This window comes from Herpetosiphonaceae bacterium, assembly GCA_036374795.1.
GTDB lineage: Bacteria > Chloroflexota > Chloroflexia > Chloroflexales > Kallotenuaceae > LB3-1.
Window position 1 is genome coordinate 1 of record DASUTC010000258.1, and the last position, 25,175, is coordinate 25,175.

Here is a 25,175-nt window from a genome sequence, read left to right on the forward strand (position 1 = left end):
CAGTTCCAGCGCGGCAGCAAAAACGCCTCGATGACCGTCATGATCAGCGGCACGGAGCGCGTCATCCAGTATAGCATGAGCGGCGCGGGTGTCATGCCGAAGGTGGCGAGCAGCACGCCGAGCTTCGCCTGCGCGCCCCAGGCGTCGAGAAAACGCAGCGTGAAGTAGGCGCCGATCGCCCAGATCACCACCGCGATCATCAGCGTCCCGAGCAGCGCCGTGGTCTGACCGAGCAGCTCATACAGGCTGATCCCGGCGATGCGGCGGCGGCGCGAACGCGCTTTGCGCTCCGTGGTCGGCTCCGTGATGGCGGGCTGGGCTGCTGGTGCGATCTCCGTCATCGCCGGGTCGGCTGGGCGTTCACGCTCCGGCCACCACTCGGCGGCATTCGGCCTGAAAAGCAGCTCGCCGACACGTGGCTGGCTGGAGATCGATTCTTGTTGGACCAGCGGCATAGCGTCACCCTTTCTGGACGTAGCGCCTTGGTGGGTCGCCGCGCGGTTGCACGTCCCGCAACCGGGATGGAGGCAGGACCCCGCTCATGCGCTCCCCGCGTGTATGCACCTGACATCGTCACCGTACGGGAGCGTCCGGCAGCCGCTGGCGGCTGCGGCGAACGCGCTTGCGAGCGAGTATAGCAAGAATGGTCTGCATCTGTCAATACCATGATATATACCGTGTTATAAAACATGTTATATCTTGTGCTTTACTATACGCCTGCTGATAGCCTCACACCTGCCCTTGATCGCCGTGGTCAGCCGCCCGGTTGCCGCGCTCGCCCGTCGGCGCACGGCTGCTTCCGGTATGCTGCCCGCCCATGAACGGATCGCACAGGACGATGCGGGTGTGGTACACTCGCCCTAGATAAAGTACGCTATATACCGTGTTTTATAGTGTGGTGCCCAGTGGCACGGGAGACGTATGGCCCGCACGATAGCCATTTCCAATCAGAAAGGCGGGGTCGCCAAATCCACGACCGTCGTCAACCTGGGCGCGGCGCTCGCGCGGCTCGGCGTTCGAGTCTTGCTCGTCGACGTCGATATGGAGGGGCAGCTCGATCTCTGGATGAACGTCCAGCCGACAGCCACGCTCTACGATGTGATCGTCGGCAGCGTGGCGACACGGTCGGCGGTGGTCGCCCTCCGCGACCGCCTGGACCTGCTCGCGTCGGGCGGGCAGGAGCTGGCGCGGCATATCTTCCAGCTCCGCGATGCCCGCCAGGTGCCGCGGCTGCTGACCACCGTGCTGGCGCCGCTCCAGCGCAGCTACGACGTGATCCTGCTGGACTGCGCGCCGGGCCTCGATCCGCTGGCAATCGCCGCGTATGCCGCCGCCGACGAGGTGCTGATCCCGACGACGACCCAGCGGGCCGGGATCGACGGGATGGTCAAGCAGATCAACACGCTCGACGAGCTGCAGGAGGCGGGCTATCGCATGCAGATCAGCGGGATCATCCCGACGCTGTATGATCCGCAGGTGAAAGAGCATCGCTTCTGGCTTGAGCAGATCGAGCGGCAGTTTCCGGGTGCGGTCACGCCGCCGATTCGCCATGACGTGCGGCTGCAAGAGCTGCCGCGCCTGGGCCGGACGATCTTTGAGCACGCGCCGAGCAGCCGGGGTGCTGCCGACTATCTTGCATTGGCACGGAGGGTTGCAGATGGCTCCTAAACAAGCGTCGAATGAGCCGGAACAGACCGGTCGCACAGAGATCAACGTGCGCCGCAAAGGCGGCCTGGTCAAGCATGTCGTGACGCAGGCGTCACGTCAGGCACCGGAGGACCCGGATACGTTCGTCGATAAGACCTATAAGGTGCGCAAGCGGACCGTGGATCGCGTCAAGGAGCGGGCGCAGGCGGCGAACGTGGGCATCGGCGAGCTGGTGGACTGGGCGCTGACGAAGGTGCTGGATGATCTGGACGCCGGGACGCTGACCCTGCCGGTCGGCACGGTGCAGATCGAGGTGCCTGTGCTCGGCGGGCGGCGCGTCGGGCGGCCCGCCCTGCGGCGCATTGCCCAGGGAACCATCAAGCGGAACGAGCACGATCGAGAGGCGTAGGCCAGCGACGCCGTGATGTGCTCCCGCGCCGCCGCCTACTCCTCGTTCAGCCAGACCGCCGCCGCTGCCTTCGCCGCCGCGGTGGTTTCCGGATCGGTCGGCTCCTCAGTGGGAGCCGCGCCCGGCTGGGCCGACGGCGGGGGGCTCGTCGGCATCCAGAAGGGATCGATGGTCGTGCCCTGCTGCCACAGCCACCGGGCACGCACGATGTCGTAAATATGCTGCTGGAGGCTGACCCCCCGCAGCGCCGCCTCGTCCCGCAGCTGCTTGAGCATGGCGTCGTTGCGCCACTTCAGCTCGAAGCGCTCGATGGGATCATCGCTTTTCGGCCCTCGTCGTGGCATGCTTATCTCGTCCCTGCTGTTCGTGCCCACACCTCATCGGGGATCTGGAGCCCGATCGCCAGATAGCCCTTGGCGTTGGCGATCTCCGGCTGCTGCGGCACCTTCAGGTGCGTGATCAGGCGGCGCAGATGCGGCGCGAAGTAATACGCCCCGCCACCAATTAATACCACCTGATCGGCCATGGCGGCAACTTTGCCGTGCTCCCCGGAGCGCCACGCCTCGGATACAAACGCGCTGATCTCGTCGGCGACCGATCCGACGATATCCGCAACCTCGCCGTCGAGCGTGATGCGCACGCCGTCGACCGGGATCGGGCGATGCGGACGGCGCTCGACCTGGGCGCGCAGGATGTCGCGGACCTCGCTTGGCACGAGCGTGCGTCCGTACTTCTGCTCCACCAGCTCCCGGAGCAGGTCGCCGACCTTCTCGACGCCGCGATCGGTGCCTACGCAGCGCGGCTTGATCGGGCGCTGGCCCTCGGCCATGAACAGGTCGGTCGTCCGCCCGCCCACGTCGATCACCCCCTGGAAGACCTGCTCGTCGGTGCCGTAGAGCGCGAGCGCGCCCGCGCCTTCCATCACGACGACGACGTTGTCGATCGTGAGCCGACGCTCCTCGCCGTTGAGCTTGTAGCTATGCGTGCCCATCAGGCGCTGCCGCACCTTCTCCTTGGCCTCGGCGGACCAGACCTGCACCGGCAGGCCGGTGACGAGGCGCATCGCTAGATGCGGGCTGCGAAACGCGGCCCCGGCCAGCACCAGCAAGAGCTTCAGCGTGTGCCCGTCCCAGTAGCGGTTGATGTTCCCGCGGGCGCTGGTGGCGTCCAGGCTCTCCTCGACGGCCAGACGCCCGACAAAGTAGGAGCGGTTTTGATACTCCAGCACAAACTCGTCGTCGCGCAGGCTCGTCGCCCCGATGCCGCCCCGGATGCGCTGCAGCTCGTCGAGCGAGCCGGAGCCGACAAACGATGGGATGGTGAGCACCCGTCCGCGTGGCGCAGCAAAGGTCGTTTCGCTGTTCCCGGCGTCGATCGCGGCGATGGTGATGGTCATTCTCTGAGTCATGGTGGCCTCATCTATGTTCTGGCTAAAGACGGCTATAGCCGAAATAATACAGGATGCCAGAGAAAAAGTCAACGGTTATAGACGGCTATAGCCGATACATTGAAACAGGCATCATGCTGTCTGTTCCCCGTGTTCCCGCTTACAACACGTGTGCAACATGCCGCAACGAGGCGAAAAACCCCTGGTTTGGCGCGGGAACACGGGGAACAGCGGAAACACGGGAACACCAGGAACAGAGGGTATGCTGGGACACGCCCCATGCCCCAGCATGTGAGCGCTCACTGGTTCGTAACCTATTCAGTTGGTAAGGTGCGCCCGGGTGATCCCCGCCGGATCACCTCCGTGGCCCTCGCTCAGCCGGGCCGCGCTCACGTTTGTGGCGGTCCGCGCTGCCGATACAGCCGCGCGATAGTCTGGCTCACGAGGTCGCGGGTATTGGCACGACTCAGCTGGCTCGCGAGGTCCCGGTGATGAAGATGGAGCTGGCACTGGCTACGCATCTGCATCCTCAGCTCCCTAATGAAATCAAATCATCCGGGGACGGCTCTTCAGTGGCCGTGTGCCCACGGCTGGGATCGTCGGGCGGTGGTGTACGGACAATCGTGATCCGATCGCCCTCGCCGCCTTCGCGTGGCGTGAAGGTGTCCTCCAACCACTGCCAGCGCCAGGCCAGCTCCGCGTCGACCGTGGCCGGATTGACCAGCGGCGCGACCTGCTGCATCGTCGCACGCTGCGTGGCGGCCACCAACTCGAATGGCCCGCTGTAGTCGGGCGTGAAGATGACCTCCGGCGAGCCCTCGCCTCGGACCTTGAGGATGTAGTGGCGCTGCGGGAGCTGCATGACGCGGCTGGCATGGAACGCCTGCTGCTCCAGCGGGCTATACGTCTGGAACTGCCCGATCTCGCGGCCCTCGACGCGCTGCCGGGTGTCCTGCTTGACGGCGAGCGGCTGGTAGCCGTAGAGCATCAGGGCGCTGGCTCTGGCCTCGTCGGGGTTGTCGGTGGCAAAGACCGCCTTGATCGCCGTGTTGGTGCGGAGTTGCTCGGCCAGGTTCGGCTCGGCTTGGTGGAGCCCCTGCACCGCGACGGTGGCCGAAAACTTGTACTTGCGCGCCTGGGCTAAGAGCTTGCCCAGCCCGGCATCCGTCGCATACGCGGCGGCCTCGTCGAGATAGGCGCTCAGCTCCGGCATGGCGGGGTCATTCGGGCGGCGGCGAAAGATCGCCTCGAGCATGACCGACTGGGCGAGGCCCGCCATGAGGTACTGATCCTCACCGAAGATGCGCTGCGGGATGACGATGAGCACATGGTGGCCCGCGTTGATGTGCTGGCCCAGGTCCACCCCCTCGATCACGGGCAGGCCCGCGCGCCGTCGGGCCGCGACATACCGCGCATCCGTGACCCCGCAGCCGATCATCCGCTGGAGATGGGGATTGGCATTCAGCCGCGCGAGGCGCACGAGCGTTGAGGTCGTCAATTCAATCTGCTCCTTATGCGGACGGGTATCGAACTGCTGGACCCAGGCGGTGATCTGCGGCACGTTGGCCTGGGCGGTAACGTAGGCGCGAAACGCCGGGCTGGTCAGGAAACGCTGGGCTTCGAGCAGCGTCCAGCCGCTTGCCGCCAGCGCCCAGGTCGTGTGCTTGAGCACGTCGATAATGAACGTGTTTTGATCACTCAGGCCCCACACGCGCTTGACCGCGCCGACCACGGCATCGGCAGCCTGCCAGGGGGCGCGCGCTGGTCCCGTCGTGAGCGGGTTCCAGGGATAGAGGCTCTTCTGCGGGCCGTCGGGCCAGAGCAGGATCGTGCCGCGCTCACGCAGGATCGGCGCTGATATGCGCAGAATATCCTGCACCAGCTCTTCATGCGGATCGACCGCGAACAGGCTGCTCGTGAGCGCATCCTGGGCCGCCTGGGTCGCGATGAACTTGCTCTTGCCGGTGCCGGAGCCGCCGGTGATCAACTGGTGCGCGCGGCGCAGGTCGGGCGCGACGAGCACGGGTTGCCGCGTGCCCGCGATGGTGCCGTAGTCGATCGCCAGCGGCTCGTCAGTGACGCTGCGGATCGCCTCGGTGATCGAGGTGCCGGTGCTCGTCGCCTGCCGCACGGCCTCCCGTAGCCTGCGCTCCTCCTTCGTCCACCGGGTGCCCGTCCGCGCCTTCGGCGTCCTGGCCTTCGGTCGCAGGCAGAAGCTCCCGATCAGCACGGCGACGCTTGCGGCGCAGACCCAGCCGCTCCCACGCTCTCCGAGCCAGAGCACGAGCTGGGGCAGCGTCCACCACAGCGCGGCGAGGCGCAGCAGATTGATCGGGATCGAGCGGGTGTAGCACGTGCGGCTGAGCCACTGGCCGACCTCATACCCGACGGTCGGGCGGGCTTCATACTGGGGCAGATCAGCCATGATCCTCCTCCTCGTGGATGGCGACGGCGCTCCGGGCGCGGATCTGGCTCGCGGTCCCGTAGCGGCGGGGCGTGGTCGTCTGGGGAGCTGTGGTCGCGGATGGCGCTGCCGTTGGCTCCTGCGCCTTCCAGCCTGCCGCCGCGCCCGCCAGCAGCACCCCGCAACACACAGCAAGCAGCGTTTGCCGGATGCGCTGCTCGCCACCGCTGCCGGTGGTCCGCCAGGCCAGGCCGTAGTGTCGGTCCAAGCGCGCCACGGCTCCGGCGACGCTGCGGGGTCTGAGCATCGCCTGCTTGAGGCGGCCGCTCCCGGCGCGGCCCGTGTCGATGAGCATGGGCACGAAGGCCAGGATGAGCAGCGCGGCAAGCGCAAACACGCTCATCTGCTGCTCCAAGGGGAGCCAGTTGAAGCCCTTGCGCGGCTGGATGCGGGGAATCGGCGTGCGGTCGAGCGTGGTCATCGCGACGCCTCCCCGGTACAGCGCCGGTAGTCCGAGATCGGCGAGAGCTTGCCGTCGGGTCCAACCTGCACGGTGATGCAGAGCGGGGCCATGCTCCCGGTCCAGCGCAGCGTGGCGTTCGTGCTCTGCCCGGTCGTGGTCGGTCCTTCGATCAGCTCGTACTGTTGGAGGCGACCGGCGCGGTGGTAGCGCGTGTGCGGCTCGCGCCAGGTCATCCTAGCGAAGTCATCTCCGGCCATCAGGGCCTCGGCGCTCGCATAGTCGCCCGCTTTGGCCGCATCCGCCCAGGCGCGGATCGTGGATTCGGGTGTCCGCGCCTGCCCGCATGCCGCAAGGCTCAGGAGGAGCGGAACGATGATCATGGTTCGTCGCACCATGGGTAATTCCTTTCCGTGTCGTTACTGGCTACTCCGCGCCTCGATCTGGCGGCGCTTGGCCTCCAAGAAGTGGTGTCGCCAGTACCACCAGGTGATCTTGAGGAGCTGATCCTGTTGGTCGGTCAGCGCCGCCAGCCGATCGGCGGACGCGGTCGCCTGCCGCTTCGGCGCGCGGGTGGTGCGGTGTTTCCAGATGGTCATGAGTCGCTGGTTCATGGGTCGCTCCGGTTAGTGCGTGGTGGTTTTGAGAAAATAGGCCGACTCCAGGTCAGTGAGCTGCACCTGGAGCACATGCACCGTATCGCCCAGGAGCGCGATGCACTCCCCGGTGCCCGCCGTCTTGATCTGCTGGACGTGGCCCGCATGGAGGTGGTCGCGGTAGGCGGTGCCTAAGACCTCGGCCTCGCTGCCCTCCTGCCGAAAGAAGAGCTTGATCAAGCAGTTGTTGGCGGTGAACGGCCCCCACTCGGAGGGCAGCCCGGCCTGGCCGAAGTAGGTCGTGGCGTTCTGATCGGCGGTCCACATCGCCGCCCGGTAGTTGCGCCAGGTCTTGGTGGCAAGCGCGACCTCGGCCTCCAGCTCCGGCACACTCGCCATGTAGAAATACTCGTCGATGATCACGATCAGCGGCTGGCGGCGTGCGGCGCGCTCGCGGCTGCGCACCCAGCGATTGAGCGCGTCGAAGGCGTGCGCGTAGTAGAGCGGGAGCAGGGATGGATCGGCCTCCTTGAAGTTGTAGCTGATCACCTGGCTCCCAAAGTCCCAGCGCAGCGTGGTGGGCCGGTTGAAGAGATGGGCGCGGCTGCCGAGCAAGGCCAGCTCGATCTCGCGGGCCAGCTCGGCGGCCTCCGGCAGCGTGTGGGCTTTGGCAACCACATGCAGCGCGGCGACGAGCACATGGAGCAGCGGCGCGGTTGTGGGGGTCATCTGGGTCAATCGATGGCTGTCGCGGCCATACAGGTGCTCGGTCTGAAGCGCGAGATCCAGTGCGCCCTGCTCGACATTCGAGAAGCCGCGCGGCGTGAAGTGGATGCGCCCGCCGCGCTGCTCGCTGCGGCCCAGGAGCAGGCGCAGCTTGCCGGTGACAATCGCAATCTGCCGGTCGAGCTGATCGCTGACCGGATCGAGGATGTTGATCGCGGCGTCGGTGGCGACCTCATAGAAGGCCGCGCCCCCGCCTACCGCCTCGCACAGCAGCCGCCCCTTGCCGATCGGGTCGACATGGACGATCTGCGCGCCCGCAACCGCGTTCCGTAAGGCCAGGGTGAGCAAGGTCACGGTCTTGCCACTCCCGGCCCGTCCGACCATCAGGAGATGCGCATTCTCGACGCCGGTCTGCCCGAAGGGGTCATAGTGGATCGGCATGCCTTCGTCCACGTCGTAGCCCCAGAGCGGGCCGCTCGTCGTTGTCGTCTTACGCAGCCCCCACGGCGTCTTGACCGCGATCCCGTGGGACAACGTATTCCGGCGCACGAGGGGGATCGGGATCTCCCGGCTGGGCGCGGGGGTAAAGAGCTTGAGGTACGCGGCCTGCGCGCCGACGACGCGATCGAGGCGCATGCGCACGCCCAGCCGATCGCGGATCGTCTGCACCTGCCGGTTGAGCGCGTGGAGCGTTGGGGCTTCGAGGAGCAGCGCATAGGCCACCTCGTGGAGCGCCTGCACGTCGAGCTGCCCAAGCACGTGATTGACGGCTCCAAGTGCCCGCTCGGAGCGGGCATCCTTGACCGCGAACTTCCCATAGACCGCCTCGGAGAGCACCGTGTGCGCGTCGGTGGCCTTGCGTAATGCGGTGCCACGGGGCAAGGTCTGCACGTCGATCGCGAGCGTGAGCGGGTGCTCGCCCATCAGCAGCGTGCTCAGGCTGGTCAGATCCCAGTCGCCGCGCACGTCCCAGCCGATCAGGACGGCCAGATAGGGATAGCCCGGCGCGCACGGGGCCAGGTAGTCGGCCTCCTCGCGGTAGCGGCCATGAAAGAGCGCGGGCAGCGGCACGGGCTGCACGTCAGGTAGCAGAAACGTGTGCTGGATCGTGCTCGCCAGTGCGCCCGCATGCACGTGGGCGTCGGGCCAGCAGAGCAGGTAGTGCTCGATGGCGAGCGGCGGGGCGGTGTCCTCGATGACGTGGTACATGCGGCGCTGGTTGGTGAGCCAGCGCCAGGGCCACGCGGCGCGCAGGCACGCATCCCGGAGCTGTCGAAGCTGCGCGCGCGACGTTTCCCCGCGCAGGATGGCGGCGATCACCGTCTGCACGGCCTCGGCATCCGGCAGCGTTGCCGTTGCGCGGGTGATGGTATCCTGCCGCCGTCGCAGCTGATCGCGGAATTCAGGGAATCCTGCGGCGTCCCCGATCGCCGCGTCGAGCAGCGGCAGCAGCTCGGCGACATCCTCCAGCGGCCCAAGCTGGGCGCGGAGGCGCTGCTGGATCGGTGCAAAGCTCCAGCGCCGCGTGCGCGAGACGAGGCGTACCGGGTAGCGCAGCCCGGCCCAGAAGTTGGTAAAGCGGGCTTCGAGGCCGTCCAGATCGGCGCGGTACTGGCCGAGTTGGAACGGCGCGATCTGCAAGCAAAGCGGGGTGGTCATCTCGTCCTCTCGATCTGCGGCACGATCACCGGCGTGCCGTCATACTGGAAGACCTGGATTGGGATCTCGCGCGGTACGTTGACCGGAAAGATCGCGTCGGCGTCGAGGGTGCGGGCGCGCACGGCGCGGCGCAGGTAGAACTGGACGCGGATCACGAGGCGGCGCAGGATCAGCAGCCCGTGCTGCTGGAACGTCAGGATCAGGCCCGCGAGCGCGCCCAGCAGCGTGCAGAGCAGCACGCCCAGGCCGTCGCCGAACACGAGGCTCCCCAGGCGGTGGCCCAGCACGCCGCCGCCGATCAGCCCGCCGATGTTCTTGATCGACAGCAGCCAGACGGCTTTTTCTTCGCCGCGTCCTAAGAATTGCTCAAGCTCGGTGTACACGGTTCCCTCCTGGTGGGGAGCAGCGCCGGGCCGCTCCCCACGGACCGGCTTAATCGAAGACGAAGGCGACAATGTCGGGAACCAGGCCGATGCCGATGCAGCCCATCAGCACGCGGGCGATGATGCCCTTGTTCTCGCGCGCCCACTGGGGGATGATCGGCTCGGCGATCCACGAGATGAAGATGATGACGAAGGCGAGCAGGGCGAAGCCGCGGCCATAGGTGGCGATCTTGTCGGTGAGGTCGCCGAGCTTATCTTCGAGGTCGCCGAGCGGCGCGGCGCTGGCGGCGGCGGCGGAGAGGTGGCAAAACACGGCGATCGCCACGGTCGCGGTGAGACGCTGGATGGTGGTGTACCAGCGGGTGAGCCGGGTCAGGGGGGTGAGCCGGGTCAGGCGATCATGCGGAACAGTGGTCATACGTGCAACTCCTTCGATACACGAGCCAATCAACCAACAGGGACGATACTGCTGTGTGCTGGTGGATGCGTTCGTCCTCCTTGCTAGGGGATGGTCAGTCGCCAGCGCTGCTGCCCAATCTGGACGGTCAGCGTGGCGGGATCGGCGGGCGGCTCGACCGCCAGGGTGAGGGGTGTCGCGCGCCCTGGCGGGAGGAGGAGCGGCAGCGGCGTGGACTCGCCGTCGAGCGGGAGCACCGTGGCTCCGTCCCACACGCCTGCCGCCTGCGGGTCAAGGGTGATCGGCTCGCTGCCGGTGTTCGTGATGGTGGCGGTGATCGCGAGGCGCGCATCCGTGCCCGTTCCAAGCTGCCGCACGTTCTCTGCGTGGAGCGTCGCGTGCAACTGGCTCACAACGGGCGCAGGCGGAATCGTGACCCGCACGGTGACGCTCTCGCCGGTCGCTGCCGTGACGCGCCAGAGCGCCTCCCCGCCGATGCTGGGCACGCGGTAGCGGAACGAGACGCGCCGGGTTTCCTTGGGTCCCAGCGCAGCCTGCGGGACGCTGGGCACGGTTTCGGCGACGCTGCCGCCGATCTCCAGCTGGTCGGCCAGATCGGTCCAGGCCAGCTCGGCGGTGCTGAGGTTGGCAACCTCGACCGTAAGCCGCGCCACGCTCAGGCCGGGCGGCAGATCCGCCGTTGGTGTGAGCACGGTCACTGCCTGCACCTGGACGCGGGCAAGATCGGCTAGCGCGGCATTGGTGCCGGTGGTGTGGATCGGCTGCTGGACGGTATCGGGGCGATAGACCGCCTCGACGACCGCGCGCGTGCTGCCGCTTTCGCCGCAGCGGAGCAGGGTCATCCCGGCGCGGCGCTGGTCTAAGACCTCGACCTGCTGGCGTCCGACGGTGCGCACACGCATGACCTCATACCGGCGGAGGGTACCGCTCGCCGGACGCATCAGGATCGTGCTGCCACGTTTGAGGTTGGTCATCAGCTGCTCGGCCTCGGCAGGCAGACAAAACACGCTGTTGATTACGGTCCCACTGAGCCACGCGGCCTGGTCGTCGGCCACAAATGGGGTCCACGTGCCGCCTAACACGCCGCTCGATGGCACCACGCGCAGCACGACGCTCGATCCATCCGCGCGGCGGATCTCCAGGCTGGTCGGGTCGGCCACGGTCACGGCGCCCGCCTCGCCCAGGTCGCCCAGCGCGGTCGGCAGGATCGGGGCAGGCAGTGCCGTGGGCGTGCTCGTGGCCGTCGCCTCCAGCGCGTCGGCGCTCGCCTCGGTGGGCGTGCCGCGTAGGGTGGACACGAGGGCATACCCTAGCAGCACGAGGATGGCCGCGCCCACCACGGCCCAGCGCGCCGGGGTCATCTCGCCGCTGGCCGCTCCGGTCGCGCGGCGCGTGCCCGCCGCGCCCGCTTCCGTGCGGGGATCGCGCTCCGGCACCTGGATGCGGTAGGTTAGATCGCTCCCGGGCACCAGGCCCAGCCCGTCGGCGCTGTCGCGGCCCTCGGCCTCGCGGATCAGGTCCTCGATGAGCTGGCGCTCGATCCGCGTCGGATCGGTGCCCAGCGGCGTATCGGGCGTGGCCTCGGCGTCCCGCAACGCCTTGCCCAGCCGTTCGGCGTAGTAGCGCTCGAAGCCGGGGCGGTCGGCCTCGGGGATCGCGTTCATTAAGGCGGCTATCTGCGGATCGATCTCCATCTCAGGTGCTCCTTAGGGCAGCAGCGCGGGCAGCGCGGCGATGTTTGTCACCATCACCGGCTCCAGGCGCGGCGATCGGGCGGGTGTCGTCTGCACGGCGGCGAAGTACGGGACCGACACGCTGAGCTGGGCGTCCGCGTGGGCGCGCACGGTGAGCTGGGCCGTGCCGCTCGCATCCGTGAGGGCCTGCCCCAGGAGCGTGCCCCGACCCTGGTCCGAGACATACACGGTCAGCCCGCCGATGCCCTCGTCCACGTCGCAGGCGCGGTTCTGGTTGCGGTCATAGCAGGCGCGCAGGCTGAGGCCCACCGCGATCTGCGGCTCCTGAACCGGCTGCGGCGCAGTGGCGGGTGGCAGCTCGGTAACACGCACGCCGGGGATCGGCTGCGCGTCGCTGGGTGATGGTGGCTCCGGTACAGCGGTAGGCCGCGGTGTCGGCTCACTGCGCGGCGGGCTGCTCGGACGCGGCGTAGGTTCATTCCGATCGCCTGCCGGTGGCTCCGGCTGCGGTAGTGGCTCCGGGGCGACGCTGGGGATCGCGGTTGGTTCGTGCGTCGGGATGGGCGTTGGCGTGGCGGGTGGCACCACCTCAACGCGCAGCGTGTACGTCCGCGTGTGCGCCGGTTCGGGCGGCCTGCGATTGCCGCTATTGCCCACGAGCAGATAGCTCGTGAGCGTGCCGACGTTTGGCGGGAGACACAGCTCCACCTGGCTGTGAAACGCGCCCGGCTCTGCGTCGTCGTTGCCTCCAAGGGGCGCGGCCGCGTCCTTGCCCGGGCCGTACACGATCAGGTTGGTGTCGATGCCGGGATGCAGATCTGCCGTCTGGATGCGATAGCAGATCCCGGCCTTGAGCGGGACCTGGAAAAAGTCGTTGTCCACGCAGCCGCTTGTGTCCGGGCAGACGAAGTTCAGCGCGGTGATGTCCTCGCCCACGGCGATCTCGCGGGCCTGCGCCCAGGCGTTGTTCGGCTCGAAGCGGTCCCACGGCGGCGGGGTGGGTGTGGCGGTTGGTCCCGGTGTCGTGCTCGGGCCAGGCGTGGGCGCGCTGGTCGGGGTCACGCTGGCCGTCGGCGTGCGGTGCTCCCAGGCCGTGACCAGGCTATACGTCTTCCACTCCGGGCGGCTCACAGCACGGTTCGTCACCTCGACGACGTAGCGGCCCGCTGTGGCGATCCGCACGGCGATATGGCTGCGCGACTCGGTGGGGCTGGCGTCGTCGTTCTCGGCGACGAGCTGGCCGTCGCTGGTGAGCAGCCGCATGCGGGTGTCGAGGCCAAAGCCGTGCTCGGTGTCGAGCAGCAGGGTCATGCCGCGCTGCCCGTCCTTGACCACGAATGAGAAGTAATCCACATCGCCCAGCGGCCAGAATGAGAGCTTGTCGAGGCGCTGCCCGATGTCGATCGGCGTGGCCTGGTCCGCCGTGTCGTTGGGCTCAAACGCATCCGGCTCCGGCGTTGGGCTGGGCAGCGGCGTGCTCGTCGCCGTCGCCGTGGCGCTCGGCGTCGTGCTAGGGGTTGCGGTGGGTGTGCCCTGCTCCGGCTGGGCGGCGCGGGCCGCTGCGGTGATCGTCAGCAGCACCAGCAGGATCGAGATCGTGCGTATCCAGCGCATCATCTTATCGGCGCTCCTTCTTCGGCTGAGTCGTCGCGATCGGCCCTCGGCGGCGGGGCCGTGTGACGGGCGTTCCTTGCTTCGCGGCTCCGATCGGAGGTGTGTCTGCCGTCGCGCGGCGGGCCTGGTACTGCGCATGGAGATCGATGGTGGCCGCCGCGATGCGCCAATCGGGCGACTCCGGCGCGACCGCGCGGGCGTACACCTGGGGCGTGATCAGGGTGCCTGGCGCAGTGGCCTGCCGGGTGACATGCTCGGCCACGCTGTGGGCCGGGATCGGCTCCTGGGTGGGTGCAGTGGCCGCCGTGGTGCTGCCTGCGGCGCTCACACGCTCCATGCCCGCTGGCTCCCAGAAGGGACGGCGAGGCTGGGGGGTGGCATCATGGTGAGCGTTTAACGCTTCCAGATAGCTCGCGCCATCGATCGGCTGCGGCGTGGGCGGTCGTACTGGCCCACACTGCGCCTGCACCTGCTGTCCTAACGCGGCGGTCGCTGCCGCACGTGCGCTGGCGGGATTGCGAGCGAGGAGGCCGGGAATCGGCGCAAGCAACGCGCCCTGGCGCTGGTGGATCGGTGTCAGATCGAGCGGTGGCGGGGCCTGCGGCTCCTGGGCTGTTGCAGGCTGGGCCTGTCGTCGCTCCCGGTTGCGCTGCACAGACGCCTGAAAGCGGTCCTCCTGGGCCTCTATGCCGGTCTGCGCTCGCTGCTGGTGCCGCCGCTGCATCAGACCGACCAGTGCCAGCGTGCCGAGCGCCTGCTCCTGCTGCGCGGCCTGTTCCTGATGCTGGCTCGTGTCGCGGGTGAGCGCCTTCTGGCTGCGCAGGCTCAGCGGCTCGCTCCGCCCGATCACGCCGCCCGTGTAGAGGCCCTGCGCGAAGTCGCTCTCCCCGCTGGTCAGGCCCATCGCCTGGGCTAAGGCTCCCACCTTCGCCAGCGGGCGGTGGCGCGAGAGGGCGTAGCCTGCGGCATAGCTCCGCGAGGCTCCCTGGCGGCTGGCGGCGGCATACGCCAGGCCAGTGCCGAGCGCGCCGCCCGCAAGCGCGGCTCCCCCGCTGGCGGCAATCAGCGCCGCGCCGCCGACCGCCCGCGCGCCCTGGCGCACGTCGCCCTCGGAGATGCCGCCCGCGCTGCCCGCGCCCGCGACGCCAATCAGCGCGCCCGCGAGCGTCTTCGCGGCAAGCAGCGCAAAGCCCGCCTCCATGACCATGCCAAGCGTGCCCATGCCCAGCGTTGCGATCGCGTTGCCGCTGGTCGCCACGTCCATGATCGCCGCGAGCAGCACGCCCTGGATCGCGCTGAGGCCCCAACTCGTCAGGATCAGCTCGCAGACCTTGCGCAGCAGATTGGCGGTGATATGTTCTACCGGAGCCGCCCAGCCGAAGACCAGCGAGATGAGCAGGGCAATCAGCAAGAGGCCCAGCCCGATGGTGAGGAGTAGGTTCGTGACCGACTCGCCCAGCGCAAACAGGACCATGAGGCTGCCGTAGAGCGTGCGGATGATGCCCTGCCCGGCGACCTCGATCGCCTCCCAGCGCTCGGACGGTTGGAGATTGCCCAGTTCGTCGGGGGTGTAGGGAAAATACTTCTCCGCAAAGGCATCCGGCAGATCGTCGGGCGGTGGGCTGTCCGGGGTGACGACATCGGCGCGGACGGCGTAGAGGTAGGCCGCCGCTACATCGATCGCGTGGAGCGCAGTGCTGCCCGGCGTGTAGGAGACGAGCGGCCCCATGTCCCGATCGGCTCCGGTGCGCTCCTCATCTGCTGGCAAGAGATCGAACTGCGTGCCGTTGAAGATATGCGTAAAGATCTCATGGCCGAGGTCGGCGCGGGCCTGCTCGATCTCCTGAAAGATCGCGCCCCCAAAGGGCAGCAGGACCGGCACGACGAGCAAGAGTACGAAGACCTTGCGCAGGTTCACGAAGCGCACAACCAGGACGGGCTGAAGAATCAGGAGCAGGAGGCCCAGCACCAGGCCCAGCTCCAAGGTGCTGCGGCTGATCCCTAAGACCTGATCCGCGACGGCCTGGACCGCAGGCCGAAAGCCCGCCGTGACGAGCTGCAAGCGGAAGCGCTCGATCAGCTCGACGACATACAGGATGCTCCGGGCAAAGCCCCAGCCGACGCTGGCGATCAGGCGCTCCAGCATGTAGAGCGCCTCATGCAAGGGGCCGTAGATCCAGTCCATTTAGCGCGCCTCCTTCCGGGCCTGATGGGAGCGCCACACTCCCAGGCCGATCGTGACCAGGCAGCCGCCCGCAAGCACCAGGAAGACCGCCACCTCGCCGTCGCGCCGCGCAGCCGGGGATAGAGGTGCGTGTGAGGGCGCGGGCACCGGGTCAGGGCTGCCTGTCACCAGCAGCGGGTCGATCGGCTCCGGGGTGGCCTGCGCGTGGGGGGCGTCGTCGAACATCGGCACCGCGTGCGCCTCACCCGGCACCGTGGCAAGCACGAACAGCTCGGTGCGCGCGACCTCGGCAAAGCGCACGCCAAAGCCGCCGCCCACGCCGCTGCCATCGTCGAGCAGGCCGAGGTTCTGCTGATCGGGAGGTAGGATGGATCGTCCATCGAGCGCGGTCCCCCGGAACTGCACGATATACAGGCCCCACGGCAGAGCGGGGTAGTGGATCTGCCCCTGCGCGTCGGTGCGTGTCTCTCCAATGAGCACCCGCCCGTCGTCGGTGTCGTGAATCAGCGCGACTACGACACCGGGCAGGCGCTCCCCGTCCCGGTCGCGCACGACGATCGTGAGGTCGCCGCGCCCGGCCTCGGCGGTGCCCGGAAGCGACAGGATGGAGAGCAGCATGATCAGCACACGAACCATACGATCCTCACGGCTTCTGAATCACGTCAAATGGATTGCGGTCCAGCCCGTTCAGGCGCACGCGGAAATGGAGGTGCGGCCCGGTCGAGCAACCGGTGGAGCCCATATGCGCGACCTGTTGCCCGGCCTTGACCTGCTGGCCGGTCCGGGTCGTCACGCTGCTCGCGTGGCCGTACCAGTAGGTGTAGCCGTGGGCATCCTGCGCTTTGACATAGAGGCCAAAGCCCGCGTGCGGCGGCTGGCTGCCCGGAATCCACGAACAGTCGAGCGTGCTGCTATCGGCTCCGGCGTAGAGGATCTGCATATCCCTGATCGCAAAGAGCGGCGTGCCGCTGGCCGAGGCAAAGTCGACACCGTCATGCCACCATTGGCCCTTCGGACAATTCCCCCGCACGCCCGTATAGAAGGAGTGACAGCCGTAGCCGCGTGAGATCGCCGTGCCCCGGGGCACCGGATACCCTGCGCGTCCGACGGCGGGCGTACCTGCGGGTGGGGCGGACGCAACTGGCGCGCTCGGTGGCCCGCCCGGCTGCTTCGCGCAGTGCGGATCGTCCTGCAAGCGAAACCAGAGGTAGCCGTCGCCGCTCTGCCCGCTGCGGCGCTGGTCGCTCCTGACAAAGGGCATGCCCCACGCCTCGGCCTGGCCCTCTGGCGCAAAGATGACGATCGTGGCCTGGGTCGATCCCGGCTCCCAGGTGCCGCTGACGATCGGCACGCCAGCGGCGCGGGCGGCTGCCTGGCTGGGATACCACGCGCCTTCGATGCGCCGCCCATCCGTCCGCTTGATCGCCCGGATCAGGCTAATGCCCTGCACGTGCAGCTCGATCGGCGCGGCCGTCGTGTTCTCGATCGTGAGATCGAGCAGGTGCAGCGCGTGCGCCGCGTCCGTCCCGGCCTGGGTCCGGTAGCCGGTCACGCTGACCACGAGCGGCCCGACCGTGACGCGCTGGCCCTGGTAGTAGTCGCTGCCGGTGCGCACATACGGGGTCGCGGTCGGGAGTGGCGTGGAGAAGATTGGCAGGGCCTCCCCATGCGGCGTGGGCGTCGGCTCATACCCGACGATCACCGTGGGGACCGGCGTCGCCGTCGGGCACTGCCAGGCGACCGGCTCGGTCGCCAGGTCGGGCTGCGTATCGCTCAGGTACGGCTGGCAGGCGAGCAGCAGCGCCGCAAGCAGGCCGTAGAGCAGCAAGATGGAGCGGCGGATCGGCGTGGTCATGTTAGCCTCGTGCTGGGTGTTTGCGGCATCGGACGAAGCGCCCGAGGGCGATCAGTCCCACTGCCAGCAGCAGGATGCCCCCGGTCAGCGGCGTCGCCGCGCCGACGGTGGGCAGGGGTGCGGGCCGGGGTGGGCCTGCGGTGGCGCGCGAGCCGCTGCCGTGCGGTGGCCGCTCCCGCCCCGTCCGATCGGCGGGCGGATTTCCGGCGGGTGGCGGGCTGGCCGGAGGCTGCGCTGCCGGTGGTGTGCTTGCGGGCGGCACCGGCGTGCTTGCGGGTGGCACCGGCGTGCTCGCGGGCGGCTCCGGGGTGCTTGCGGGTGGCACCTCCGGCGTGCTGACCGGCACCTCCGGCGTGGGGATGGGGATCTCCGGCGTGGGACTCGGCGACGGCTCCGGCGTCGGATCGTCTGTGGGTGGCTCGTCCCGTGGCGGTACGGGCGTGCTCGTCGTCGTCGGCGGCGTGGGGCTGGGCGACGGCTGCGGGGGCACGCTCGGCGTCGGGCTGGGAGCAGGGACCGGCGTGCTCGTCGGCAGGATTGGGGTGCTTGTCGGCGGAACGGGCGTCGGCGGCTCGGCCGTGGGCGTCAATCCCAGCGGGCGCACCTCGGCGCGCACTGGACGCGCGTCCAGTGCGGGAGCCAGCGCCGAAACGAGCAGCGCCAGGACAAAGCATGCAACCATCAGCGTGACCATCTGGAGTCGTGAGCGAAACATCATACCTATCCTTCGGTGGGGCGCAGGGCACGCCTGCGCCCGTGCGTCTATGAACTAACGAACAACGGGCAGGTACACGCGGTAGAACGGCACCATCGGGCCGTACTCGTGGGCGGTACCGCCGCCGACTTCCAGCTCTTGCAGCCAGTAGCGGTAGCGCTGCCCGGCCTCAGCGCTGGTGTCGGTCCAGGTGTAGGTCGCGCCGCTCGTGCGGCTGCCCCGCGCGGGGATGGCTGCCTTCGTCACCTGCTCGGCCTGTGGGCGGTCGGTGCCGGTGCTGCGGTACACATGGAACGCCCAGGTGTTCAGCTCGCTGCTGGTCGTCCATTGGAGGATCACGCCCGCGCTGGTGTGTGTGGCGCTGAAGTGCTCCAACGTGATCCCGGTGGGATCGAAGGGCGTCCGCTCGCTGCTGCTGTTGTTGCCCGGCGTGGGATCGCCGCCTGCTGAGCCGTCGTCGGCGATGCGCACGAGGTTGTCGATCGCGGTCACGACCGAGCCGGGCGGTAAGCTGTCCAGCACGCGCACGACAAAGTGGAGCGTGCCGCTCCCTCCGGCCTGAACCGAGGGGATGCTAAAGGTGCAGCGCGTGCCTGCGGGCGCTCCCTGGGGGCAGCTCCACCCGCTGGTGCTGGCCTGCGCGTCGAAGGTGGTGTAGGTGGGCACCGTCTCGGTGACGACCACGCCCGTGGCGGCGCTCGTGCCGCTATTGCGGTAGGTCAGGGTGTAGGTAATCGGCTTGCCCAGCTCGGCGGTCATGCCGTTGTCGGTCTTGGTGATCGCCAGGTCGGGGGCCTGCACGTCGGTGTCGACGGTCGAGGTGTTGTCGCCGGGATTCGGATCATCCGTCGGCGTGCCGATCGTGGCGGTGTTCGTGCGCGTGCCGCTGCCCGTGAGCGTCCCACGCACAACGATCGTCCCGCTGGCGTCCACTTGGAGATCGCCTAACACCCACGTGAGCACCTGCCCGCTCTGGCTCGTTGGCGCGGGGGTGGCGCTCGCGAACACAAAGCCCACCGGCAGCGTATCGGTCACAACGGCAGCTGCGGCGATGCTCGGCCCGGCGTTGCGCCAGCTCAACGTGTAGCTGACCTGGCTCCCCGATCGCACCGTGGCCGGGCCGGTCTTGGCGATCTGCACGTCGGCCTCGGCGACGATCCGCGTCGTCGCCTCGCTGCTGTTGTTGCCGTCGGTGGTGTCGGTGGTGTCGGTGCTGATCGTGGCGGTGTTGGTTACGAGCGTATCGTTGGCGGTGTCGGGCGGCGTGCGCAGCGTCAGCGCGATCGTGCCGCTGGCTCCGGGCGCAAGGCTGGCGAGATCCCAGGTGAGCACCTGCCCGCTGATGCTCGACGGCGCGGGAGTCGCCCCGACAAAGAGCACGCCGGATGGAAGCGTATCGACGAGCTGGACGTTGGTCGCGGTCGCGGTGCCGCTGTTGCGGTAGGTCAACGTCGCGGTGAAGACCTCCCCGGCCCGCGCCTCGGTCGCGGCGGTCTTGAGGATCGCCACATCGGCCCACTGGACCTCGGTGGTCGCGCTGGAGCTATTGTCGCTGGTGCTCGTCTCTACCGTCGATGTGCTGATCGTGGCGGTGTTGGTGAGCGTGGTCGGCGCGGACGTGCTGACCGTGGTGTTGACCGTGATCGTGCCCTGCTGGCCCACGGCAAGCGTGCCCAGGTTCCAGGTAAGGACCTGGCCGCTGACACTCGACGGCGCGGGGGTGGCGCTGACGAAGGTCACGCCAGCCGGTAAGGTGTCCTGCACCTGCGCGCTGGCGGCTGCCGCAGGCCCGTTGTTGCGGTAGGCAAGCTGGTAGCTCAGACTGGACCCGGCGATCACGGTGGCCGGGCCGCTCTTGGCGATCCGCACGTTGGCCGGTTGTACCACGCCGATGTCATACGACACGTTCAGATCGGTGCTCCCGGCTGGCAGGATCGCCACCACGCCGCTCGGGGTCGCATCGCTGTCGAAGCTGTCATTGCCGCCCGCGTCCTGGCGGGTCACGGTCAAGCCTGCGAGCGGCTGGCCCGGCTGGAACATGGCCGGGTCGATCCGCACCACATACGCGCGCCACGGATCGACATACATCCGCCAGTTGCCGCTCATCCCTGACACGCTGCCGGTGGTCACGGTCGCAAGGGGCGTGGTAAAGCCGGTATCGCTGGCGGCGAAGAGCTGCACGCGCACGCCCTGGATGTCGCTCTCGCCCGCGTCCTGCACGCCGTTGGAGTTGGCGTCCAGCCACACCCGATCGCCGATGGCCCGCCAGGGACAGAGCAGCTCCACATCGCCCAGGCCCGCGCTCTTGGCAAAGGCCGTGTCGTTGGTGGCGTTGTACAGCTCCTCGCGCGCCGTCGGCTGGCCGCCTGTGACGTCGTACCAGGCGGCGCCCGCGCCGTTGAGCTGGTAGGGCGTCAAAAAGGTGGTGATGACCTCGCCGCCATAGCTGCCGTCGTGCTGGCCGGGGATATAGGCGATCGATCCCCAGGTCCGCTCGTTGTGCGTGGCGGGGTCGTCGTCCCCATACAGCTCCGCGCCGGTCGTGGGCGCGCTCCACTGCCCAAAGCCTGCCGGTGCCGCGCGCAGCAGATCGCCGAAGCCGCGGCCCTGCTCCGAGGGAATGAGGTAGCTGGCCCCCAGATCGCCGTAGCGGTCACGCAGGCCCAGGAGCATCCCGCCCTGCTCGTCGAAGCTGATACCCGCCAGGAGCGGTAAGGGGTGGACGCTCGCAAAGTTGGTGTCCCAGGGGAGCCACGCGAGCGGCAGGCCCACAAAGGAGCCGCGCTGCGCGTCGTAGTCGCGCAGGTTGAACGCAACCGCAGGCGTCGCGGCCCAGCTCCCCGCCGTGAGGTCATACCGCCACGCGCCCGCACTGAGGTGCTGCCGGTTCTGCGTGCTCTCGGCTGAGCAGACATAGCCCAGGTAGAGCGATTGCGGCGTCAGCGCCAGGCTGAAGGGGCGGAAGTCCGCAGCGCCACTGCCGCAGATGCCGGGATTCGGGACCTGTGCCAAGATGGTCATGCTCGCCTGCGGGCTGGCGCTCCACGTATCGAAGCGGGAGATCCGTCGGGTGTTCAGATTGACCGCATACAGATAGCGCTCATCCGCGTCCAGCTCCACGTCGCCGAGGCCGGTCTTACTGACATACGGCAAGACCAGGCTGTCCTCGAACGGCGTGTGCAGGCCGCCGTTCTGCGGCGTGTAGGGGAGGCCGTTCGGGAACGTGGCGCTCGTGCCGTCGCCAGGATCGCCCGGCAGCCTATCCGGTCCGGGCACCACGTCCGGCACCTGCACATACAGGCTCGTCGTGGCCGTCGCGCGATTGAGGACATAGATCGCGCCGGGACCGCCCGATCCGTATCTGGTAATGCGCTTGGTGAACGCGCCGACAAAGAGGCGCGGCTGGCGCGCACCACCTGCCGGGGCGGTGGGATTGGTGCCGCTGCTCGATGCCACGCCGTACACCGCGCCGACCTCGCCCAGGCTGGCAAGCGAGAGATGGCCCGGCTCGCCGGGGGCGTCGGGCGTGCCGTCGCCGAACTCGACCAGCGCCGGGTCGCTCGGCAGCGCGTCGCCCTGATTCGAGACGGACTGATCGGTATAGCCGCCCGGACTCCAGCGGCTACCAAAACATGTGGACGCAAAGCGGGGCGAGAGGTGGCTGGCCTGGCCGCGATCGGCTCCGGCGCGGAGACAGTCGACCGTCGAGGCATACGCCAGGCTCGGCTGGCTGTTGTCGATCTGCGCCTGCGAGGGGGTGACGAGGCCCGACGCGAGCAGGGCCGCGATCACGATGATGCACAGGGCGTACCACAAAGGATGATGAAACCAACGAGACGCATGTGGCACAACGAACTCCTTACGACGAACGGAAACGACGGCGCACGGCGACGTGCGCGAACGGCAGCAGCAGCCCGGTTTCGCCGACGTTCCACCAGAAGTGGACATCGAGCCGGGTGCTGGTGATGAGCTGGGGGGTCAGCCGACACAGAAAGGCGGTCGGGGCGTACTGCCAGCCACTCGTGTCGAGCCAGCCGTGCCGCCCGACGATGCCGGGCAGCCCTTGCGCGAACGCGAGCGCCGCGTCCTGGCTCCAGAGCGTGCGCACCGCGTCCACGTACTGCACGAACAGGTAGGTGTGTTCCAGGCTGTGGGCGAGCGCCCACGCGAGCAGGAGATAGCCCCACCCGTTGCGCAGGCCCGCGCGGAGGAGATAGCCGACGGTGAGCGCGACACTCCAATTCCAGACGAAGTGGACCAGCTCGGCATTCGCGGCGGAGAGCAGGCCGCTGGCGCGCTTGGGCGGCCAGTGGAGCAGATGGAACTGGACCCACTGCGTGACGTGCTCGACGGTGTGGAAGCCCTGCAAGGCGAGCAGGATGCCTAAGATGGCGATCGGGAGTCCCCAGCGCGCGATGTCGTCTCGCCACTTGAGCGTGGCCGGATACACGAGCAGGGCGAGCACGATGGTGGTGCCGCCCCAAAGCGGCATGCCGATCTGCGACATGGCAAGTCCGGCGAGCGCGAGGCCCAGGGCGAACAGGGCGAGCAGCGAGCGCGTGTGCGCCCGTGGATGGAGGAGGGTCATGAGCGTCATGGGGCAACCTCCGCAAGCAGGGATGACGGGTTGAACCAGCCGAGGTAGACGTCGCCGTTCTCGTCGGCCTCCAGCTCGCTCCACGCGGCGAGCGCCAGGCCCGAACCGGCGTAGGCCACGCGGATACCTGCATTGGCGTCGGCCAAACTGCGGCGGGTCTGGGGAAAGAGGCGCAGCGCTGGCTCGTGCGTCTCGGTGGGACCGTCCATGATCGGGAGCCACACCTTCGCGGCGGCGTGGCGGTAGCTGTACACGACATAGGTCGTGGCGGGCGTCCCGGCCTGGCGGTAGATCTGGACGGCCATAAGCGTGTCGCTGGTCGGCTCGTAGATCAGCTCCGGCGTGCTGCCCCGGTCGCTTATCGCCTCGTCCTCGGTGGCTGGCGTGAAGACGATGGTTTCGGCTGCGCCCCAGCTCCGCCCCCCGTCCCGGCTGCACGATGCAAAGGTGCCGCTCGCGGCGTAGTTGCCCCAGGCGATGCAGACCTGCTGCTGCCCGCTCCGGTCGCGGAAGCTGAGTGCACTGGTCCAGTTGATGTTCTGTTCGGGCATGCGATCGGTTGCGCCGGGGATCGTCGCCACACGCCACGGCCTGCTGCCCTCCTGCGTGGCGACGATGGGCTGGGCTGCGCCACAGCCTCGGTTGCAGCCGGTCACGGCGACGGTGCGGACTTGACCGTTCGCAAGCGGGACAAACGCGATCGCCAGGCGCACGTGCTTCTCGCCGGGGAAGATCCCGGTGTCCACGTGCCACGGCGTGCCGGGATCGGCGTCTGCGGGGCGCTGGAGGTGGATATACGCGAACGAGTCCGGCGCGCCGGTTTCGAGCGCGTAGAAGACATGGAGGTGCCCAGCGGGATCGACGGCGATCCGCCCGTAGAGCGCGTTCGGGGCGTAGCCAGCCGGGAGCGGCAGCGCCTCCGGCTCCGTCCACGTCTGCCCGCCATCCGTGCTGCGGCTGTAATGTGGCTTGAGCGGGTCCTGGCCGAAGAACGCATGGATGTGGCCCTGTTCGTCGATCGCGAGGTCCGGGTGGCTCGCAAAGCCGTAGGCGGGCTGCGTCGTCACGCTCACGCCCCGCCGCCATGCCTTGGTGCGTGCGTCCTGGGCCTTGACGTACACGACGGCCTGATCCGGCGCGTCCGGGGGCACGTTGACCCACGCAAGCGCGGCCCAACCTTCCGAGGGGTGGAGCGCGACGGCGGCATGACTATCGGCTCCGGGCATGTTGGACACATTGATGAGCTGGCTCGTCGTATCCAGCGGCGGGCGATCGGTGGGCCTCGTCCACGGCGTGAGGGTCGGCGGGATCGTCGGCGTCAGCGTGGGCGTCTCCGGCGCGGGCGTACACGTCGGCATGGCCGTGGCCGTCGTCGGTGTCACGCTCGGCGTGGGCACGCCAACCGGCGTCCGGGTCGGGTTCGGACGCGGGAAGCCATACGGCCAGCACCCGGCGACCTGGGCGGTGGCCTGAAGCTGGACCGGCGACGGGTAGCCGCAGGCCGTGAGCACCATCAGGGCGAGCAGGATCACAGCGCGCATCTACGCCTCCTCCCGCGCCTGCTGCATGCGCAGCTCAGCGGCCAGGCGCTGCGGCAGCTCGTTGATCGCGCGGTCCACCTGGGTGTGCTCAGCGCAGCTGCTCGCGACCAGGGCGTGGACGATCGCGCGGCGCTCCCAGCCGTCGAGGAAGCGCGCCAGCACCTCGGCATGCAGCGGGGAGCGCTCCCGCACCACCTCGGTGATCGCGTGCAGCCGACGCATCGCCGCCTGCGGCCCGCCCAGGGCGCGCACGAGTTGGTGAGCGCGCGGGCTGCGCTCCAGCGCCTGCCGTCGGATCGGGTAGTGGGTGATGGCTCCCAGGAGCACCGTCGCATCCGCCACGGTCCAGATTGGCACCTGCGCCGCCTGCACCACCTCCACCACGCGCAGGGCCGCGCGCTGATAGGCGTGGGTGGCCCGGTCGGTGGGCGGCAGCAGCGCCGGGGTGCGGCTCAGCCGGACCATACCCGCCTGCATGGCCTGAGACAGCGGCGGATGGAGCACGAGGTGGCAGCCCGCCAGGGACGCCTCGGCATCCAGATCGGGGTCCGCCACGTGCGCGAGGCCGATCAGCCACGCGGGATGGAGCGCGCCGGTGTGCAGCGCGCGGGCGAGGACGGCGGCCAGCTGCGGCGCGGCGAGTTCGGGAAAGCCCGGCTCGACGGCATGGAGATCGAGCAGGATCAGCGTCGGGGGCGATTCGGTGTCGGCCAGGCCGTGGACGGCGTGCGCGTAGCCGTCGAGCAGCGTGGTGGCGTGGCGGACGGCGACCCCTGCCGCGTGGAGCAGGGGATCGCGCCCCGGCGATCCGATCGCCAGGACGTGCGGGATGATCGTGGGCATCTCGGACGCTCCCCTCGGCTGGGTGGGGCGGGGGTGGGCGTG

General features: G+C 68.7%; 22 protein-coding genes. 2 read left to right on the forward strand and 20 right to left on the reverse strand.

From position 1 onward, the window contains the following. On the reverse strand, positions 1–455 hold a 455-nt coding region (locus VFZ66_19010; protein ID HEX6291281.1), incomplete at its 3' end, for a hypothetical protein. Between the two features lie 466 nt (positions 456–921). Here VFZ66_19010 and VFZ66_19015 point away from each other — a divergent pair. Next, positions 922–1,668 carry a ParA family protein gene (locus VFZ66_19015; GenBank protein ID HEX6291282.1) on the forward strand — a complete coding sequence of 249 codons (747 nt, stop codon included), beginning with the start codon at positions 922–924 and terminating at the stop codon, positions 1,666–1,668. After that, a complete protein-coding gene (locus VFZ66_19020) occupies positions 1,658–2,056 on the forward strand; it encodes a hypothetical protein (protein HEX6291283.1) in 399 nt (132 codons plus the stop codon). The genes VFZ66_19015 and VFZ66_19020 overlap by 11 nt, the downstream gene beginning before the upstream one ends. Positions 2,057–2,091: 35 nt before the next feature. On the opposite strand, the gene VFZ66_19025 is transcribed toward VFZ66_19020, so the two are convergent. From VFZ66_19025 to VFZ66_19115, 19 genes are all read right to left on the reverse strand, one after another. After that, positions 2,092–2,400 (reverse strand): hypothetical protein, encoded by a 309-nt coding sequence (locus VFZ66_19025; protein HEX6291284.1) that lies wholly within the window; start codon positions 2,398–2,400, stop codon positions 2,092–2,094. Between the two features lie 2 nt (positions 2,401–2,402). Further along, positions 2,403–3,464, reverse strand: a complete 1,062-nt coding sequence (locus tag VFZ66_19030; protein ID HEX6291285.1) for a ParM/StbA family protein — start codon at positions 3,462–3,464, stop codon at positions 2,403–2,405. Between the two features lie 508 nt (positions 3,465–3,972). Next, positions 3,973–5,868, reverse strand: a complete 1,896-nt coding sequence (locus tag VFZ66_19035) for a TraM recognition domain-containing protein (protein ID HEX6291286.1) — start codon at positions 5,866–5,868, stop codon at positions 3,973–3,975. Next, the gene (locus VFZ66_19040) at positions 5,861–6,328 is read right to left on the reverse strand and encodes a hypothetical protein (GenBank protein HEX6291287.1); all 468 of its coding nucleotides are present in this window, start codon (positions 6,326–6,328) and stop codon (positions 5,861–5,863) included. The genes VFZ66_19035 and VFZ66_19040 overlap by 8 nt, the downstream gene beginning before the upstream one ends. Continuing rightward, on the reverse strand, positions 6,325–6,705 hold the full coding sequence (locus VFZ66_19045; GenBank protein HEX6291288.1) for a hypothetical protein: 381 nt from the start codon (positions 6,703–6,705) through the stop codon (positions 6,325–6,327). The genes VFZ66_19040 and VFZ66_19045 overlap by 4 nt, the downstream gene beginning before the upstream one ends. A gap of 21 nt (positions 6,706–6,726) precedes the next feature. Beyond that, on the reverse strand, positions 6,727–6,921 hold the full coding sequence (locus VFZ66_19050; protein HEX6291289.1) for a hypothetical protein: 195 nt from the start codon (positions 6,919–6,921) through the stop codon (positions 6,727–6,729). Positions 6,922–6,933: 12 nt separating this feature from the next. Continuing rightward, entirely contained in the window at positions 6,934–9,288 is a 2,355-nt protein-coding gene (locus VFZ66_19055) for a type IV secretion system protein VirB4 (GenBank protein HEX6291290.1), read from the reverse strand. Then, positions 9,285–9,671, reverse strand: a complete 387-nt coding sequence (locus VFZ66_19060; protein HEX6291291.1) for a hypothetical protein — start codon at positions 9,669–9,671, stop codon at positions 9,285–9,287. Before VFZ66_19060 ends, VFZ66_19055 begins: the two co-directional genes overlap by 4 nt. Positions 9,672–9,720: 49 nt before the next feature. Further along, a complete protein-coding gene (locus VFZ66_19065; protein HEX6291292.1) occupies positions 9,721–10,089 on the reverse strand; it encodes a hypothetical protein in 369 nt (122 codons plus the stop codon). A gap of 83 nt (positions 10,090–10,172) precedes the next feature. Further along, positions 10,173–11,783 carry a hypothetical protein gene (locus tag VFZ66_19070; GenBank protein ID HEX6291293.1) on the reverse strand — a complete coding sequence of 537 codons (1,611 nt, stop codon included), beginning with the start codon at positions 11,781–11,783 and terminating at the stop codon, positions 10,173–10,175. 12 nt (positions 11,784–11,795) lie between these two features. Continuing rightward, a complete protein-coding gene (locus tag VFZ66_19075; GenBank protein HEX6291294.1) occupies positions 11,796–13,400 on the reverse strand; it encodes a PPC domain-containing protein in 1,605 nt (534 codons plus the stop codon). A 1-nt stretch (position 13,401) separates the two neighbouring features. Further along, the gene (locus VFZ66_19080; protein HEX6291295.1) at positions 13,402–15,582 is read right to left on the reverse strand and encodes a hypothetical protein; all 2,181 of its coding nucleotides are present in this window, start codon (positions 15,580–15,582) and stop codon (positions 13,402–13,404) included. After that, the gene (locus tag VFZ66_19085) at positions 15,583–16,218 is read right to left on the reverse strand and encodes a carboxypeptidase regulatory-like domain-containing protein (protein HEX6291296.1); all 636 of its coding nucleotides are present in this window, start codon (positions 16,216–16,218) and stop codon (positions 15,583–15,585) included. It lies immediately after the preceding gene. A gap of 7 nt (positions 16,219–16,225) precedes the next feature. Next, the gene (locus VFZ66_19090; GenBank protein HEX6291297.1) at positions 16,226–17,437 is read right to left on the reverse strand and encodes a M23 family metallopeptidase; all 1,212 of its coding nucleotides are present in this window, start codon (positions 17,435–17,437) and stop codon (positions 16,226–16,228) included. 1 nt (position 17,438) lies between these two features. Continuing rightward, positions 17,439–18,155: a hypothetical protein gene (locus VFZ66_19095; GenBank protein HEX6291298.1), complete on the reverse strand. Its 717-nt coding sequence runs from the start codon at positions 18,153–18,155 to the stop codon at positions 17,439–17,441. A 51-nt stretch (positions 18,156–18,206) separates the two neighbouring features. Beyond that, entirely contained in the window at positions 18,207–22,001 is a 3,795-nt protein-coding gene (locus VFZ66_19100; GenBank protein ID HEX6291299.1) for an SdrD B-like domain-containing protein, read from the reverse strand. Between the two features lie 10 nt (positions 22,002–22,011). Continuing rightward, complete coding sequence (locus VFZ66_19105) at positions 22,012–22,749, reverse strand: hypothetical protein (GenBank protein ID HEX6291300.1); 738 nt, start codon at positions 22,747–22,749, stop codon at positions 22,012–22,014. Then, on the reverse strand, positions 22,746–24,290 hold the full coding sequence (locus tag VFZ66_19110; GenBank protein HEX6291301.1) for a hypothetical protein: 1,545 nt from the start codon (positions 24,288–24,290) through the stop codon (positions 22,746–22,748). Before VFZ66_19110 ends, VFZ66_19105 begins: the two co-directional genes overlap by 4 nt. Then, a partial coding sequence (locus VFZ66_19115) for a hypothetical protein (protein HEX6291302.1) occupies positions 24,291–25,175 on the reverse strand: 885 nt, incomplete at its 5' end. It abuts the gene before it with no gap.